General features: G+C 72.4%; 16 protein-coding genes. 13 read left to right on the forward strand and 3 right to left on the reverse strand.

The features are described from left to right. The first annotated feature begins 87 nt into the window (after window positions 1–87). The 8 genes from ACIRRU_RS28510 (at window position 88) to ACIRRU_RS28545 (ending at window position 7,469) form a co-directional block, all read left to right on the forward strand. Window positions 88–1,233 carry an acyl-CoA dehydrogenase family protein gene (locus ACIRRU_RS28510; protein ID WP_403685209.1) on the forward strand — a complete coding sequence of 382 codons (1,146 nt, stop codon included), beginning with the start codon at window positions 88–90 and terminating at the stop codon, window positions 1,231–1,233. Beyond that, complete coding sequence (locus tag ACIRRU_RS28515) at window positions 1,230–1,925, forward strand: N-(5'-phosphoribosyl)anthranilate isomerase (RefSeq protein ID WP_403685210.1); 696 nt, start codon at window positions 1,230–1,232, stop codon at window positions 1,923–1,925. Before ACIRRU_RS28510 ends, ACIRRU_RS28515 begins: the two co-directional genes overlap by 4 nt. 33 nt (window positions 1,926–1,958) lie before the next feature. After that, complete coding sequence (locus tag ACIRRU_RS28520; RefSeq protein ID WP_363201562.1) at window positions 1,959–2,798, forward strand: indole-3-glycerol-phosphate synthase; 840 nt, start codon at window positions 1,959–1,961, stop codon at window positions 2,796–2,798. Beyond that, complete coding sequence (locus ACIRRU_RS28525; protein ID WP_403685212.1) at window positions 2,795–3,724, forward strand: alpha/beta hydrolase; 930 nt, start codon at window positions 2,795–2,797, stop codon at window positions 3,722–3,724. The genes ACIRRU_RS28520 and ACIRRU_RS28525 overlap by 4 nt, the downstream gene beginning before the upstream one ends. A gap of 114 nt (window positions 3,725–3,838) precedes the next feature. Beyond that, window positions 3,839–4,465: a DUF6264 family protein gene (locus ACIRRU_RS28530; RefSeq protein WP_403685261.1), complete on the forward strand. Its 627-nt coding sequence runs from the start codon at window positions 3,839–3,841 to the stop codon at window positions 4,463–4,465. A gap of 259 nt (window positions 4,466–4,724) precedes the next feature. After that, window positions 4,725–5,981 carry an alpha/beta fold hydrolase gene (locus ACIRRU_RS28535; RefSeq protein ID WP_403685262.1) on the forward strand — a complete coding sequence of 419 codons (1,257 nt, stop codon included), beginning with the start codon at window positions 4,725–4,727 and terminating at the stop codon, window positions 5,979–5,981. 12 nt (window positions 5,982–5,993) lie between these two features. After that, window positions 5,994–6,647: an MBL fold metallo-hydrolase gene (locus ACIRRU_RS28540; protein ID WP_403685213.1), complete on the forward strand. Its 654-nt coding sequence runs from the start codon at window positions 5,994–5,996 to the stop codon at window positions 6,645–6,647. Between the two features lie 42 nt (window positions 6,648–6,689). Continuing rightward, on the forward strand, window positions 6,690–7,469 hold the full coding sequence (locus ACIRRU_RS28545) for an exodeoxyribonuclease III (RefSeq protein ID WP_403685215.1): 780 nt from the start codon (window positions 6,690–6,692) through the stop codon (window positions 7,467–7,469). A gap of 73 nt (window positions 7,470–7,542) precedes the next feature. Here ACIRRU_RS28545 and ACIRRU_RS28550 read toward each other — a convergent pair whose 3' ends face one another. Continuing rightward, complete coding sequence (locus ACIRRU_RS28550) at window positions 7,543–8,322, reverse strand: SDR family NAD(P)-dependent oxidoreductase (RefSeq protein WP_403685216.1); 780 nt, start codon at window positions 8,320–8,322, stop codon at window positions 7,543–7,545. Window positions 8,323–8,432: 110 nt separating this feature from the next. On the opposite strand from ACIRRU_RS28550, the gene ACIRRU_RS28555 reads away from it, so the two are divergent. From ACIRRU_RS28555 to ACIRRU_RS28575, 5 genes are all read left to right on the forward strand, one after another. Beyond that, a complete protein-coding gene (locus ACIRRU_RS28555) occupies window positions 8,433–8,873 on the forward strand; it encodes a DUF6278 family protein (protein WP_363201567.1) in 441 nt (146 codons plus the stop codon). A gap of 138 nt (window positions 8,874–9,011) precedes the next feature. Then, a complete protein-coding gene (locus tag ACIRRU_RS28560) occupies window positions 9,012–9,755 on the forward strand; it encodes an amino acid ABC transporter ATP-binding protein (protein WP_403685218.1) in 744 nt (247 codons plus the stop codon). Between the two features lie 11 nt (window positions 9,756–9,766). Further along, window positions 9,767–10,696, forward strand: coding sequence for a glutamate ABC transporter substrate-binding protein (locus ACIRRU_RS28565; RefSeq protein ID WP_403685219.1), 930 nt, complete (start codon window positions 9,767–9,769; stop codon window positions 10,694–10,696). A 17-nt stretch (window positions 10,697–10,713) separates the two neighbouring features. Next, window positions 10,714–11,358 (forward strand): amino acid ABC transporter permease, encoded by a 645-nt coding sequence (locus ACIRRU_RS28570; RefSeq protein ID WP_403685220.1) that lies wholly within the window; start codon window positions 10,714–10,716, stop codon window positions 11,356–11,358. Beyond that, complete coding sequence (locus ACIRRU_RS28575) at window positions 11,355–12,257, forward strand: amino acid ABC transporter permease (RefSeq protein WP_403685221.1); 903 nt, start codon at window positions 11,355–11,357, stop codon at window positions 12,255–12,257. The genes ACIRRU_RS28570 and ACIRRU_RS28575 overlap by 4 nt, the downstream gene beginning before the upstream one ends. 32 nt (window positions 12,258–12,289) lie before the next feature. Here ACIRRU_RS28575 and ACIRRU_RS28580 read toward each other — a convergent pair whose 3' ends face one another. Beyond that, on the reverse strand, window positions 12,290–13,903 hold the full coding sequence (locus ACIRRU_RS28580) for a CocE/NonD family hydrolase (RefSeq protein ID WP_403685223.1): 1,614 nt from the start codon (window positions 13,901–13,903) through the stop codon (window positions 12,290–12,292). A gap of 148 nt (window positions 13,904–14,051) precedes the next feature. Continuing rightward, a complete protein-coding gene (locus ACIRRU_RS28585) occupies window positions 14,052–15,302 on the reverse strand; it encodes an Ig-like domain-containing protein (protein ID WP_403685224.1) in 1,251 nt (416 codons plus the stop codon). Between the last annotated feature and the right edge of the window lie 48 nt (window positions 15,303–15,350).

A 15,350-nucleotide genomic window follows, 5' to 3' on the forward strand; every position in this document is an offset into this window, starting at 1 on the left:
GCCGACCCGACGACGGGAGACCGTCGTCCCCCCTCCAGCCCGTCATCGACCGAGGCCACCCGCACGGCCCGTACGGAAGGCTCCGCCATGAGCAAGCGCGACGCGGACCAGCAGGCGCTCTGCGCCGGCATGGCCCAGTGGGGCAAGATCCTGAGCGAAGGACACATCGAGGCCGACGCCCGGTCGGCGTTCGAACCGGGCCGCTGGCGGTCCCTCGCCGAGAGCGGCGTCCTCGGGCTGCCGTTCCCCCAGCGATGGGGCGGCACGGGCCAGTCCCTCGTCACCACCCTGCACGTCCTGGAGACCCTCGGCGAGACCTGCCGGGAGTCCGGACTGAACTTCTGCGCCACCACCTCGATGGCCAGCACCGGCGTCCCGCTCACCACCTTCGGCAGCGACGCCCTGCGCGAGCGCTACCTGCCCGGCATCTGCTCGGGCGAGCTGATCGGCGCGCACGCCATCACCGAACCCGACAGCGGCTCCGACGCCATGGCGATGACCACCCGCGCCGAGCGCGACGGCACCCACTACGTCCTCACCGGCGGCAAGGCCTTCGTCAGCAACGGCCCCATCGCCGACGTCTTCGTCGTCTACGCGCGTACGCGCCCGGAGGGCGGACCGCTCGGCACCACCGCCTTCCTCGTGGACCGGGACACCCCCGGACTCTCCGTCGGCGGGACCACCGCCAAGATGGGCCTGCGGACCGCGCCCCTGTCCACCCTGCACCTCGACGGCTGCCGGATCCCCGCCGACCGGGTGCTGGGCAGGGTGGGCGGCGGACTGCTCGTCCTGGACCACGTGATGAAGCGCGAGATCCTGTTCGGCTTCACCGTCCAGCTCGGCGAGATGCGCCACCGGCTGGAGCGCACCATCGCCTACGCCCGCGAGCGCCGGGCCTTCGGCCACCCCATCGGCGACTACCAGGCGGTCTCGCACCGCGTGGTCGACATGAAGATCCGCACCGAGACCGCCGCCAAGTGGCTCTACGACACCGCCGAGCGGCTCGCGGCGGGCGAGGACGTCACCGCCGACCTCGCCATCACCAAGATCCTCGCCAGCGAGGCCGCCCTGTCCACCAGCCTCTCCGCGGTCCGCGTCTTCGGCGGCGCGGGCTACCTCAGCGAGGTGGGCCTGGAGAAGGAGGTACGGGCCGCGGTCGCGGGCACCCTCTACTCCGGCACCAACGACATCCAGTACAACCACGTCGCCTCGACCCTGGGACTGGGCGGATGAGCGAGCCGGCCGGCCCGCCCCGGCCGCTGCTCAAGGTGTGCGGCGCCACCACCCCGGGGGAGGCCGCCGCCGTCGCCGGGCGGTCCGACCTCGTCGGCCTCTGGTACGGGGTGGAGAACGGCGCCCGCGACCTGACCGGTGCCCAGCTGACCGCCCTGGCCGGGTCCGTCCGCTCGGCGGGCCGGGCCGAGCCGGTGCTCGTCACCTTCCTGCACGACGCCGGGCGGATCGCGGCGGCCGCCCGCGCCGCCCGGATCCGCTGGATCCAGCTCCACGCCTACCAGCCGCCCACGGCGGTCGCCGCCCTGCGCGCGGCCCTGCCCGGCGCGGTGCTGGTCAAGGCGGTGCACGTACGCGACGGGGCCTGCCTGGAGCGGCCGTTCCTGCGGGCGTACGCCCGCGCCGGGGCGGACCTGCTCCTCGTCGACGCGGCGACCCGGGACGGCGCGGTCGGCAGCACCGGCCTGCGCGTCCCGGCCGAGGCGCTGGCGGAGCTGCTGCCCGCCCTGCCGCTGCCGTTCCTCCTCGCGGGCGGCCTCACCGAGGCCGACGCACCCGGCCACGCCTTCGCCGCGCACCCCGGCTTCCGTGGCGTCGACATCGACAACGCCGCCCGCGACGGCGGCGGCCCGCTCGACCCCGCCCGGGTCGCCGCGCTGGACCGTGCCTGGACCGGCGCCTCCGCCCTGTGAGACCAGCCCCGAACACCCCGTGAGGAACCCCCGATGACGCAGCCCTTCCTCTCCGCGCTCCTCGGCGCGGAGCGTCCCCTGATCATGGAAGTGAAGTCCCGTGACGCGCACGGCGCCGACCTGCTGCGGGGCCGCGCGCCCGGCGACGTCGCCGCCGCCTACGAGCGGGCCGGGGCGCCCTGTGTGTCCGTCGTGACCGGGCGGTGGTTCGGCGGTTCGGCGGCCATGCTCGACGAGGTGACCGCCCGCGTCGGCGTCCCGGTCCTGCTCAAGGACTTCGTGACCCGCCGCGACCAGATCGCCGCCGCCGCCCGTTCGGGCGTCTCGGCGGTCCTGCTGACCGCCGCCCTGCTGCCCCGGGAGTCCCTGCACGACCTGGTGCGGGTGTGCCAGGAGCACGGGCTGACCCCGTTCGTGGAGATCACCCGGGCCGAGGAGGCACTCGGCCTGCCCGACCCGCAGGGCTGCGTCGTCGCCGTCAACAACAAGGACATCACCGCCCGCGAACGGGACGCCGGGGACCTGGACCGCAGCCGGGCGCTGCTGCCCGCCGTACGGGCCGCCGGCACGCTCTGCCCCGTCAGCGCCAGCGCGGTCGACGGCCCCGCCACCGCCGCCGGTCTGCTCGCCGAGGGCTACCGGGGGCTGCTCATCGGCACCTCGCTCCTGCGGGCCCCGAGCGTGGAGGCCTGGCTGGGCGCGTTCGACGCGCACCGCGAGGCGAGCGCCGAGACGACCGGGCGCATCGTCGTCCCGCTGACCGTCGAAGCGCCCCCCGTCCTGCCGCTCCCCGCCCCCCTGCCGAGCACACCCGCCGCCGGGCCGGAGCTGCCGGCCGGTCCCGCCGACGCGGCCGAGGGCGTGCCCGCGTGAGCGCCCCGCCGACCGTCGCCCCCGCGGAGACCACCGCGCCGGACCTGGTCCCCGAGGGCGTGGAGCGGATCGTGCTCGGCCGGGGCGCTCACCGCCTCGGCGCCTGGCGGGCCGAACCGGCCACCGGGACGCCCCGGTCGGTCCTCGTCGCCGTCCACGGCCGGGCCATGTCGCCCGGCTACTTCGCCGGACCCAGCGCCCCGCACACCTCGCTGCTCGCCCTCGCCACCGCGCTCGGCCACACCGTCCTCGCGGTGGAACGGCCCGGCTACGGTCTCTCCCGCGCCGCGCTCCCGCGCGGCCTGCCGCTCGCCGAACAGGCCCGGCTGCTGCGCCTCTCGCTCGCCGACTACGCCGGACTGCACCCCGTGGGGGCCGGGTTCTTCCTGCTCGGGCACTCCGACGGCGGCAAGACCGCCCTGCACCTGGCGGGGGAGACCTGGTCCGGGGCGACGCCCGCCGACCGTCTCCTCGGGCTCGACCTCAACGGCTGCGGCTGGCACTACGCACCGGCCGCCGCCCACTTCCCGGACACCCTGAGCGGCGGTGCGGGGGCGCTCAACTGGGGCCCGCTGCGCCTCTACCCGGGCGGCACCTTCCGCACCAGCCGCGCCCTGCTCCGCGAGGTCCCGGCCGCCGAGGAGGAGGAGACGGGCCGGTGGCCCGGCAGGTTCCCGGCCGCCGCCGCCCGGGTCCGCTGCCCCGTGCGGCTCACCTTCGGCGCGTACGAGGGCTGGTGGTGCCTGGAGAGGGACGAACTGGACGCGGTGGCCGCCGGCTTCACGGGCACCCGCCGTCCCGCCGTCGACCTGCTGCCGGAGGCCGGGCACAACCTCAGCCTCGGACTGGCCGCCCCGCTCTACCACGCACGGGCGCTGACGTTCCTGGAGGAGTGCCTGGCCGCCCCCTCCGGCCGCCCGAGGTGACGTACTCGTATGCGCGTGAGCGTGTGAGATATGGACCTCGGGGCCCTGAACCTGCTGGGATGATCACGCGCGCCGTGCGCACGCTCCGTCCGGCCGGGCGGACCGTGCGCCACCATCCGGGAGAGTCCACCCGATCGACAGGACCGCGACATGAGCCACTACCCTCCCCACGCCGCCCCGTACCCGAGCGGCCCGGCCCGGCCCGCCGGTCCGCCGCCCGCCCGTGAGCGGATCACCGTGCCGCTGCTGGTGGCCTCGGTGCTCTGCACCGGGCTGATGGCGGGACTGTTCTTCGCCTACGACGTCTCCGTCATGCCGGGCCTCGCCGAGCTGGACGACGCCGGTTACGCGGCGGCCATGCAGCGGTTCAACGCGGCGATCGACGGCAGCGCGCTGTTCGGCCTGGTCTTCCTCGCCGCGCTCGCCCTGACGGCCGCCTCCGCGATCGTGGCCTTCCGCCGCAAGCGCCGCGCGGTGGCCCTGCCGCTCGCCGTCGCGGCCGTCTGCTACCTGCTGGTGCTCGTCGTCACCGTGGCGGTCAACCTTCCCCTCAACGCGGACCTGGCGGCGCTGGGCGACCCGGCGTCAGCCCAGGACCTCCACGCGGTGATCGAGGACTTCAAGTCGGTCTGGGTCCCGGTCAATGTCTTCCGCACCCTTTTCTGTGTCCTGAGCCTGGGCGCGCTGTGCGCCGCACTGCTCCGGCACGGGCGGACCGAATCCATGATGACGCCGCGATAAAAGGAAACCCCGGAGAGCAATGCTGGGAACGGCCGCCGATTCTCGGTGAGATACCGCCGCTTCCCTTTCTCGTATTTGCTTTCGCACAGCCGATGCCCGTTTTCCTCGCCCGCCGGTGAAAGCGGGCCCGCCGGAGCGCGCGGCGGTCCTTGTCCGCTACCGCTGGAGACGGCGGGGTCCGGACACCGCGCCCCCGCCGTCCGGCGGCCCGCGGGGATATGGGAGCGTGGGAACGGTGAGTGAGAAGGCGACGGAATCGATGCAGTACCGCTTCGACGGCCCCGAGGACGCACCGGTCCTGGTGATCGGGCCCTCGCTCGGTACCACCTGGCATATGTGGGACCGTCAGATACCCGAGCTGTCCCAGCACTGGCGGGTCTTTCGCTACGACCTCCCGGGGCACGGCGGCGCCCCGGCCCGCGCCGCCTCCTCGGTCGCCGAGCTGGGCGACCGGCTGCTCGCGACGCTGGACGGACTCGGCGTCCAGCGCTTCGGCTACGCGGGCTGCTCGATCGGCGGCGCGATCGGGACGGACCTGGCCCTGCGCCACCCGCACCGGGTCGCCTCACTGGCGCTCGTCGCCTCCTCGCCCCGGTTCGGCACGGCCGACGAGTTCCGCCAGCGGGGCGTGATCGTGCGCACCAACGGCCTGGAGCCGATCGCCCGCACCTCGCCCGAGCGCTGGTTCACCCCCGGGTTCGCCGCCGCCCAGCCCGCGATCGTCGAGTGGGCCGTGCAGATGGTCCGGACCACCGACCCCGGCTGCTACATCGCCGCCTGCGAGGCGCTCGCGGCGTTCGACATCCGGGGCGCGCTGGACCGGATCGGCGTCCCCACCCTGGTCCTGGTCGGGGCCGAGGACCAGGTCACCGGCCCGGCCGAGGCCCGGACCCTGGTCGCCGGGATACCGGACGCCCGCCTCGCGCTCGTCCCCGGGGCCTCCCACCTCGCCCCGGTCGAGCAGCCCGCCGCCGTGAGCGACCTGCTGCTGATGCACTTCTCCACCGCCTGGCAGCAGGACACCTCGACCTCGATCCCCGTACTGCCGCACACCACCGCGCCCCCGGCCCCCAGCGTCCCCTTCGCCCCGGTCGCCGAGATCGCCCCGCCCGCCGCCGCGTCCGCCGCGACCCCGGACAGCCGGTACGAGCAGGGGACGAAGGTGCGCCGCGAGGTGCTGGGGGACGCCCATGTCGACGCGGTGACCGCCGGGGCCGACGCCTTCACCGAGGACTTCCAGGAGCTGGTCACCCGGTACGCCTGGGGCGAGGTCTGGAGCCGCGAGGGCCTGGACCGCCGCACCCGCAGCGTCATCACGCTCACCGCGCTCGTCGCCTCCGGTCACCTGGAGGGTCTGGCCGCCCACATCCGGGCCGCCCTGCGCAACGGCCTGACGCCCGTCGAGATCAAGGAGATCCTGCTCCAGACGGCCGTCTACTGCGGTATCCCGGCGGCGGGGGCGGCCTTCTCCGTGGCGCAGTCCGTGATCCAGCAGGAAACGACCCCGCCCGCGTAGCAGGATGGGGCCATGAACGCATCGCCCCAGGCACTCACGCTCACCAAGAAGACGCACTCCTGCGTGCGGATCGAGAAGGAGGGGCGGGTCCTGGTCATCGACCCGGGCGGCTTCTCCGAGGACGACGCGGCGCTCGGCGCCGACGTCCTGCTGGTCACCCACGAGCACCCCGACCACTTCAACGAGGCCCGGCTGCGGGCGGCCCTGGAGGCCGACCCGGCGGCCGAGGTCTGGACCCTGCGCAGCGTGGCCGGCCAGCTCTCGGCGGCCTTCCCGGGACGGGTGCACACCGTGGGCGACGGGGACGCGTTCTCGGCCGCCGGCTTCGACGTCACCGTCCACGGCGAACTGCACGCCGTGATCCACCCCGACATCCCGAGGATCACCAACGTCGGGTTCCTCGTCGACGGCTCGGTCTTCCACCCCGGCGACGCGCTCACCGTCCCCGAGCGCCCCGTGGACACCCTGCTGCTGCCGGTGATGGCCCCCTGGAACAAGATCTCCGAGGTCATCGACTACGTACGCGAGGTGAGGCCGCGCCGGGCGATCGACGTCCACGACGCCCTGCTGACCGACCTGGCGCGGCCGGTCTACGACCACCAGATCGGCGCCCTGGGCGGCGCGGACCACGACCGCCTCGCCCCGGGCGGCACCACCGAGCTGTGAGCCCGGCGGCCGCTGTCAGTGGGAGCCGATAGGTTGGCTGCCATGCGCATCGCCACCTGGAACGTCAACTCGATCACCGCCCGGCTGCCGAGGCTGCTGGCCTGGCTGGAGAGCAGCGGCACCGACGTGCTGTGCATCCAGGAGACCAAGTGCACGGCCGAACAGTTCCCCGCCGAAGCCCTGCGCGAGGCGGGATACGAGTCCGCCGTCAACGCCACGGGCCGGTGGAACGGGGTCGCGCTGCTCTCCCGCGTCGGCCTCACCGACGTCGTCACGGGGCTGCCCGGCGGCCCGGAGTACGAGGGGGTGCAGGAGCCCCGCGCGATCTCCGCGACCTGCGGCCCGCTGCGGCTCTGGTCGGTCTACGTGCCCAATGGCCGCGAGGTCGAGCACGAGCACTACGCGTACAAGCTCCGCTGGCTGGAGGCGCTGCGGAAGGCCGCGGCGGCGGAGGTGGCGGGCCCCCTGCCGTTCGCGGTCCTGGGCGACTTCAACGTCGCCCCGACCGACGAGGACGTCTGGGACCCGGCCCTCTTCGAGGGCGCCACCCATGTCACGCCCGCCGAGCGCGCCGCCCTCACCGCCCTGGAGGCGGAGGGCCTGAGCGAGGTCGTCCCCCGCCCCCTCAAGTACGACCGGGCCTACACCTTCTGGGACTACCGCGAGCTGCGGTTCCCCAAGAACAAGGGCATGCGCATCGACCTGACCTACGGCAACGCCGCGTTCACCGCCGCCGTCAAGGACAGCTACGTCGACCGCGAGGAGCGCAAGGGCAAGGGGGCCTCCGACCACGCCCCGGTGGTGGTCGACCTGGACCTGTGAGCAGGGCCGGGCGGTCGGCGGCCGGGCCCCCGGGGCGGTCACGGGAAGAGCCGAGGGCCCGGGGTACCGGCTGTCAGTGCACCGAGAACCCGCCGTCCACGAACACGGACTGCCCGGTGACGTACGCCGAGGCCCGCCCCGCCAGGAACACCGCGGCCCCCGCGAAGTCCTCGGGCAGCCCGTTGCGCCCGGCCATGGTGCGCCCGGCCAGCGCGGCCACCTTTTCCGGGTCGGACTGGAGGCGCGCGTTCAGCGGGGTCAGCACGAAGCCGGGCACCAGGGTGTTCACGGTCACGCCGTGCGCCGACCAGGCCTCGGCCTGCGACCGGGCCAGTGACTCCAGGCCGCCCTTGGACACCCCGTACGCCCCGCTGTCCACGAAGGCCCGGTGCGCCTGCTGCGAGGTGACGTGGATGATCCGCCCGTAGCCCCGCTCCGCCATCCCCGGACCGAAGCGCTGCCCCAGCAGGAACGGGGCCTTGAGATTGACCGCCATCGTGGTGTCCCAGACGTCCTCGCCCAGTTCGCCCAGCGGCGGGCGGAGGTTGATCCCCGCGCAGTTGACCAGGACGTCCGGCTCCCCGAACGGCTCCGCCGCCCCCTCGGTCACCGCCCGCACCCCCTCAGCGGTGCCCAGGTCCGCGCTCACCCAGGCCGCCCGGCAGCCCCCGGCGGTCAGCTCGTCGGCGGTCGCCCGCAGCTCCGTCTCCCGGCGGGCCACCACGACGACGGACGCGCCGGCCCGCGCCAGCGCGCCGGTGACCGCCCGCCCGATGCCGGAGCTGCCCCCGGTCACCACGGCCACCCGGCCCTCCAGGGAGAACAGTTCCGATACGTACACCTGTGCACTCATGTCCGCACTCTACGGACGCCTCCGAGGTCCGGCCCCGGCCGGGAGCGCCGGACAGGTGAGGGCCGCGCGCCCTGTGGTGCGGAACCTGGCGGGGATGGGATCCTAGTGGTATGAAATTCCCCTTCTTGGACAACTGGCGTAAGCGTCAGGGCGGTACGCGGGAGGGCTCGCTCGCGGCCATCGTCGAGTCGGACCCCGACGGTGTCGCCGAGCTGCTCGCCGAGTGCGAACTGCTGCGTGTCCGGGCGGGGCAGCAAGGACTCGAACTCGACGACACCCCCGCCTCGTTGTCCGCGCTCGACCAGCTGCCGCCCCGCTGGCGCGACGACCCCGAGGAACTGCCCTGGCTCGGCAACGACGCCGGTCTCTACCTCGGCACGGTGATCGTCCGGACGGTGCCGGGCGCCGCGTGGGACGTCTGGCCGAGCGGTCAGCCCGTCGTGCGGCTGGCCTCCGGCCGGGAGATCGACGTCGTCGCGGCCGGTCTCGACTGGGCGATGTCGGGCAGCCCCGAGCTCTCCCAGGTCTACGCGGAGTCGGCGGAGAACTGACGCGGGACGCCGCCCACCGTCACCTGATCGAGATAAACAGCCTTATTGCACCATTTGCGCGTGTCGCCTGCGAAGTCCCTTATCGGGCTGGATAGTTTGCGCTGACCTCGACACAGCGACAAGTGGGTAGGGCAGCGCATGGCCGTCGATCCGTTGATCGAACTGAGGCACGTCAACAAACACTTCGGAGAGTTGCACGTACTTCAGGACATCAATCTCACCGTCGGCCGGGGAGAGGTGGTGGTGGTCATCGGCCCCTCCGGCTCCGGGAAGTCGACCCTCTGCCGGGCGATCAACCGGCTGGAGACGATCGAGTCCGGCAGCATCACCATCGACGGCCGGCCCCTCCCCGAGGAGGGCAGGGGCCTGGCCCAGCTCCGCGCCGAAGTCGGCATGGTCTTCCAGTCGTTCAACCTCTTCGCGCACAAGACCGTGCTGGACAACGTGTCCCTGGCGCAGCTCAAGGTGCGCAAGCGCAAGAAGGACGAGGCCGACCGGCGTTCCCGGGAACTGCTGGAGCGGGTCGGCCTGGCCGTCCACGCCGAGAAGTACCCCGCCCAGCTCTCCGGCGGCCAACAGCAGCGGGTGGCCATCGCCCGCGCCCTGGCGATGGACCCCAAGGTGCTTCTCTTCGACGAGCCCACCTCGGCGCTCGATCCGGAGATGATCAACGAGGTGCTGGAGGTCATGCGGCAGCTCGCCCGGGAGGGCATGACCATGGTCGTGGTCACCCACGAGATGGGCTTCGCCCGCTCCGCCGCCAACCGCGTGGTGTTCATGGCCGACGGCCGCGTCGTCGAGGACCGCGTCCCGGAGGACTTCTTCACCTCCCCCGAGAGCGACCGCGCCAAGGACTTCCTGTCCAAGATCCTCAAGCACTGAGGGGGGCTTCCATGTTGCGTACGAGGAACACGCGTACGGGCCGGGCCGCCGCCCTCGTGGCCGGTCTGCTGCTCGCCGCACTCGCCGCGGGCTGCGGCAAGGAGGGCAGCCCGCCCGTCAAGGGCCCCAGGCCCGAGGCCCTGCCGGCGTACCGCGTCGACACCGCCTTCGAGCTGCCCGGCTCGCCGACCTGGTCCAAGGCGAAGAAGCGGGGCCGGCTGATCGTCGGCGCCAAGGAGGACCAGCCGTACCTGGGGGAGAAGGACCCGGCCAGCGGGGTCTACTCCGGGTTCGACATCGAGATCGCCCGGATGCTGGCGGCCTCGATCGGCTTCGACCCGAAGGCGGTCAGCTTCCGCACCATCGCCTCCGCCAACCGCGAGACCGCCCTCCAGAACGGTCAGATCGACTACTACGTCGGCACCTACACCATCAACGACATGCGCAAGAAGCTCGTGGGCTTCGCCGGGCCCTACTACCTGGCGGGCCAGGGCCTGCTGGTGCGCACCGACGAGAACGACATCGACGGCCCCCAGGACCTGGACGGCAAGACCGTCTGCTCGGCGGCCGGGTCCACGCCCTACCAGCGCATCGCCGCCGACTACCCGAAGGCGGTGCTCGTCGCCTACGACACCTACTCCATCTGCGTCGACAACCTGCTGACCTACCAGGTCGACGCCGTCACCACCGACGACGCGATCCTGCTCGGCTTCGCGGCCAAGGCGCCCGACGAGATGAAGGTCGTCGGCAAGCCGTTCTCCGAGGAGCCCTACGGTGTCGGCGTCCCGCGCGCCGACAACGCCCTGCGGCTCGCGCTGGACGACGCCCTGGAGGCGGCCGAGAAGAACGGCGACTGGAAGAAGGCGTACGAAGCGACGCTCGGCCTCTCCGGAGCGCCCGCGCCGACCCCGCCGCCCATCGACCGCTACCCGGCGAACTGAGGGGAGAGGCCCCACCCATGGACGTACTGACCGACAACTTCTCCCTCTACGGCAAGGGCTTCCTCGGCACCGTCGAGCTGACCGTCTACGCCTCCGCGCTGGCGCTCGTCCTCGGCTTCCTGATGGCGTCCTTCCGGGTCGCGCCCGTCGGCTCCTTCCGGGTGTTCGGCACGGTGTGGGTGACCGTGCTCCGCAACACCCCGCTGACGCTGCTGTTCTTCGCGGTCCTGCTCGGCCTGCCGCGCTTCGGGCTCGTCCTGCCGTTCCAGGCCTTCGCGGTCATCGCGCTGGGCTGCTACACCTCGGCGTTCATCTGCGAGGTGCTGCGCTCCGGCATCAACACCGTGCCCAGGGGACAGGGCGAGGCGGCCCGCAGCCTCGGCATGAACTTCGGCCAGAGTCTGAGCACCGTGGTGCTGCCGCAGGCGTTCCGGTCGGTGATCCCGCCGGTCGGCTCGACCCTGATCGCCCTGGCCAAGAACTCGGCGATCGCCGGGGCGTTCAGCGTCACCGAACTGCTCGGCACCTACAAGACGCTCAACGAACTGGGCTACAGCATCATCTGGAGCTTCGTCTGGATCGCCGTCGGCTACCTGATCATCACCCTGACCATCAGTGCGCTGTTCAACGTGATGGAGAAGCGCTGGGGAGTCGCCCGATGACCTCGACCCGCACGACCCCCACCCGCACCCGCAGGCCCGCACCGGCCCCGGCGACCGCGCTCTACGACATCCCGGGACCGGTGGCCCGCAGACGCCACCTCACCTACGGCATCGCCTCGACGGTCGTGATCCTCGCCCTGTTCGGCTGGATCCTCCACCTGCTCTTCGACACCGGCCAGTTCACCGCGGAGAAGTGGCGGCCCTTCGCGTACCAGGGCATCCAGGAACTGCTGCTGCGCGGTCTCGGCAACACGCTGAAGGCCTTCGCGTACGCCGCGGTGCTCTCGCTCGCGCTGGGCGCGGTCCTCGCGGTCGGGCGGCTCTCCGCGCACCGTCCGGTGCGCTGGATCTCCACCCTGCTGGTCGAGTTCTTCCGGGCCATGCCGGTGCTGGTGATGATCTTCTTCATCTTCGTCGCGCTGAAGGTGCAGGCGCTGCCCGCCCTGGTGGCCGGGCTGACGCTCTACAACGGCTCGGTGCTCGCCGAGGTCTTCCGGACCGGGATCAACTCCGTGGACCGGGGCCAGCGGGAGGCCGCGTACGCGCTGGGGATGCGCAAGACGCAGGTCACGACCTTCGTCCTGGCCCCCCAGGCGATCCGGGCGATGCTGCCGACCATCATCAGCCAGCTGGTGGTCGCGCTGAAGGACACCTCACTGGGCTATCTGATCACCTACGAGGAGTTTCTCCACGCGGGGAAGCTGATCGCCTCGAACCTCGACTACGATCTTCCCTTCATCCCCGTGGTGATGGTGATCTCTCCGATCTACATCGGGTTGTGCATGCTGCTCTCCTGGTTCGCCACCTGGGTGGCGAAGCGGCAGCGGCGCGACCTGAAGACGCAGGCGGCCGACGTGGCTCCGGCCGAACCAGGGACGCTGCTGCCGGGAGGGCGGTAGCCGAGCAGTGCCCGCCCGGCAGCAGCCGGTGATCACTCCTCGCGCAGCGGGACCGAGAGATGACTCGGGTCCGTGCCGGGCGAGGAGAAGGTCAGCTGCGCGCCGGTCGGGTTGTGCTCGATGTACAGCGGATCGACGGTGTCGATCACCAGGGCGAGCCGGTGACCGGCCGGGACGTCGTAGGCCGTGGAGAACAGCTCCAGGTCGACGGGGAACGGCCGGCCCGGCGTCTGCCCGTGGAAGGTGTACGGAGCACTGCTCACCAGCTTGCCGACGCCGAGCGGCCCCACGTCGTAGAGATACGCGACGAGGGTGCCGCTCGGCTTCGTGCTGCTGACCGTGGTGTGCAGCTCGGCCGCGCCCCGGACGCGCTGCTCGGTGGCGTACCGCTCCGACTGCCAGACGCTCGCGAAGGTCCGCGGCAGCAGCGGCACGGAGACCATCGGCGGCAGCTTCAGGAACTGGTCCAGCGCGTTGGACAGGATCGCGATGCCGCCGTTGGCCCCCGAGTCGACGTTCGCCCGCACCTTCCTGGTGCCCTCCAGAGCGATCCGGCTCCTGGCCGCGCCCACCGACTTCCAGTCCGGATAGCCCTCGTAGCCCTTGTCGGTACGGGACTTGAGCTGGACCGGCGCCTCGGTGTCGATGCCGTTGCGCTCACCCTTGAGATAGCGGTCGAACCAGCGGCGGGTACTCGTCCAGGTGTCGTTGGGCAGCCCGAGCAGACCGGTGGCCTCGGCGGTGGCGTGGTCGCCGGGGCGGAACTCCAGGCGCTTGGGACCGGTGAGCTTCTCGTAGAACGAGGCGTACTGGTTGGGCGGGAAGATGGTGTCGCCCCAGGCGTTGCCCATCATGACGGCGGCGCCGTTGGCGTTGATCCGGTCGAGATAGGTCAGGGGGGAGCGCTTCTTCCCCCAGGCGATCATCTCCGGCTCCTTGTCCAGGTTGGAGCCGAGGAAGTCCTTCAGCGTCTGCGACAGCTCCTCGCTGGGCCGCCCGGTGACGAGGCCCGCCCCGCCGAGCAGGGCGGCCGCCTGGAGGTGCTGGGTGCGGCCGCTGTAGATCGAGTCGATGAGATCGGCCCAGCCGCTCAGCGCGGCGACCGCCTTGACGCGGGGGTCGTGCCCGGCCGCGAGCAGGCTGATGCCCGCGCCGTAGGAGACGCCGCCCATCCCGATGTGGTCCGGGTCGGCGGCGGTGTGCTCCAGCGCCCAGTCGATGACGGCGGAGGCGTCCGCGATGTCCGGCGGGCCCGCCACCTCGATCTTCCCGCCGGAGCGCCAGAAGCCGCGGGAGGTGTAACTGACCACGACGTAACCGGAGTCGGCGAGCTTCTGGGCCTGCGCCAGATACTCGATCTGCGGCACGGCCCAGCTCGTCGGGAACACGATCAGCGGGTACGTCGCCCCGGCGGGGCCCCCGGAGGGCGAGAAGACGTTGCCCTTGAGCGTGATGCCGCCGGAGCCGGGGATGTCGTGGAACGTCAGGCTCTGCCCGCCGGCACTCGTCGCGACGCTCGACGGGGCGGACGCGGTGACGGGTGCGGCGGCCACCGCCGGGGCCGCGCCGAGCGCGGCCCCGGTGAGCAGGGCGGCGGCGGTGGTGATCGAAGCGGTGGTGCGCAGTGCCGGTTTCGGACGTACCACGGGTCACTCCTCACGCGGGTCAGTGCAAAGTGACCCGACGGTAACCCCGGTTGTTTACCCCTGGTAACTACCCGTCGTGTTGCGTGAGGGTAACGATTGTTGGACGTGGCGTCAGTAGTGCGTCCGGTGCGGAACGGGCGCCACCGGGTCACTTCAGGGCGCTTTTGGCCTGCCAGTCGGCCCACGAGAGGTTCCACGCGCCGTACCCGTTGCCCTCGGCGACCGTACCCTTCGCCTCCGATCCGGTGATCTCGAAGGGGTCGCCCACCTGGACCTGTCCGTACAGCGCGGAGGCGTCCGAATCGCTCATCCCGAGGCAGCCGGAACTCCGGTTGGCCCGGCCGAAGTACCCCGCGTTCCAGGGGGCCGCGTGGGCGTACATCCCCGACCACGTCAGCCGCATCGAGTAGTCGACCATCTTGTCGTAGGCGTCGCCGAGGCCCACCGTCTCGGAGCGCATGTTGATCGTGCCCTCCTTCGACATCAGGACCGCGGTGCCCCGCCAGGACGCCTTGTCGCCGCCGGGGGTGCCCGCCGACATCGGGGCGTCCATGACCTGCCTGCCGTCCCGGCGCAGCGAGAGGCGGTGGCGGTCGAGGTCGACCTCGACCACCTGGGCCGGGCCGATGGTGAACGCCGTGGTGTAGTCGCGGACGAACCAGCCGCCGTCCGCCCCCGTGTCGATCCCGTTCAGCCGCGCGTCCAGGGTGACCTTCGTGCCGGGCCTCCAGTACTTCTCGGGCCGCCAGTCGACCCGGTCCTTGCCGGAGTAGTCCCGGAGCCAGCCCCAGGAGCCCTCGGTCCCCTTCGACGTGGACACCTTCAGGGCCCTCTCCACGGCCGCCTTGTTCTTCACCGGGTGGTCGAAGACGACCGACAGCGGCTGGGCGATGCCGACGGCTGTGTTCCTGCCGGGCGCCAGCGACAGCTTGTTGACCTTCTCCGCGGCGGCGGTGGTGAACGCCGCCCGGTCGCTGCCGCCGTCGGTGTCCCGCGCCTCGACGGTGTACGCCGTGCCGGGCGCGGCGACCCGCTCGGACGTCCAGGTCCTGCCGTCGGCGGATATCCTCCCGGCCAGCGCGCCGCCCCCGCCCGCCGTCACCGACACCGCCTTCAGCTTCCCGCGCGCCAGGGTGACCTCCACCGGGCGCCCCGGGGCCGCCGCCTTGCCGGTGAGGTTCACCGAGACGCTGGTGCCGGGCCCCTGGTCCGGACCGGATCCCGCCGAGCCGGACCCCCCGCCGGAGCAGCCGGTGAGCGCGGCGGCCAGCAACACCGCCGGGGCGGCCAGAACGGCGGCCCGGGTACGCGGATACGCGGAACTCGGCAGGCGTGCGGAACGCGACAGGCGTGCGGAACGTGACGGACGTGCGGAACGTGACGGACGTGCGGAACTCAACGGAAACCTCCCAGACTGGACACTCAGCAGGTCAGAGGGAGATCCCCC

The organism is Streptomyces sp. NPDC101181 (assembly GCF_044767975.1).
In the GTDB taxonomy this organism is placed as follows: Bacteria; Actinomycetota; Actinomycetes; order Streptomycetales; family Streptomycetaceae; genus Streptomyces.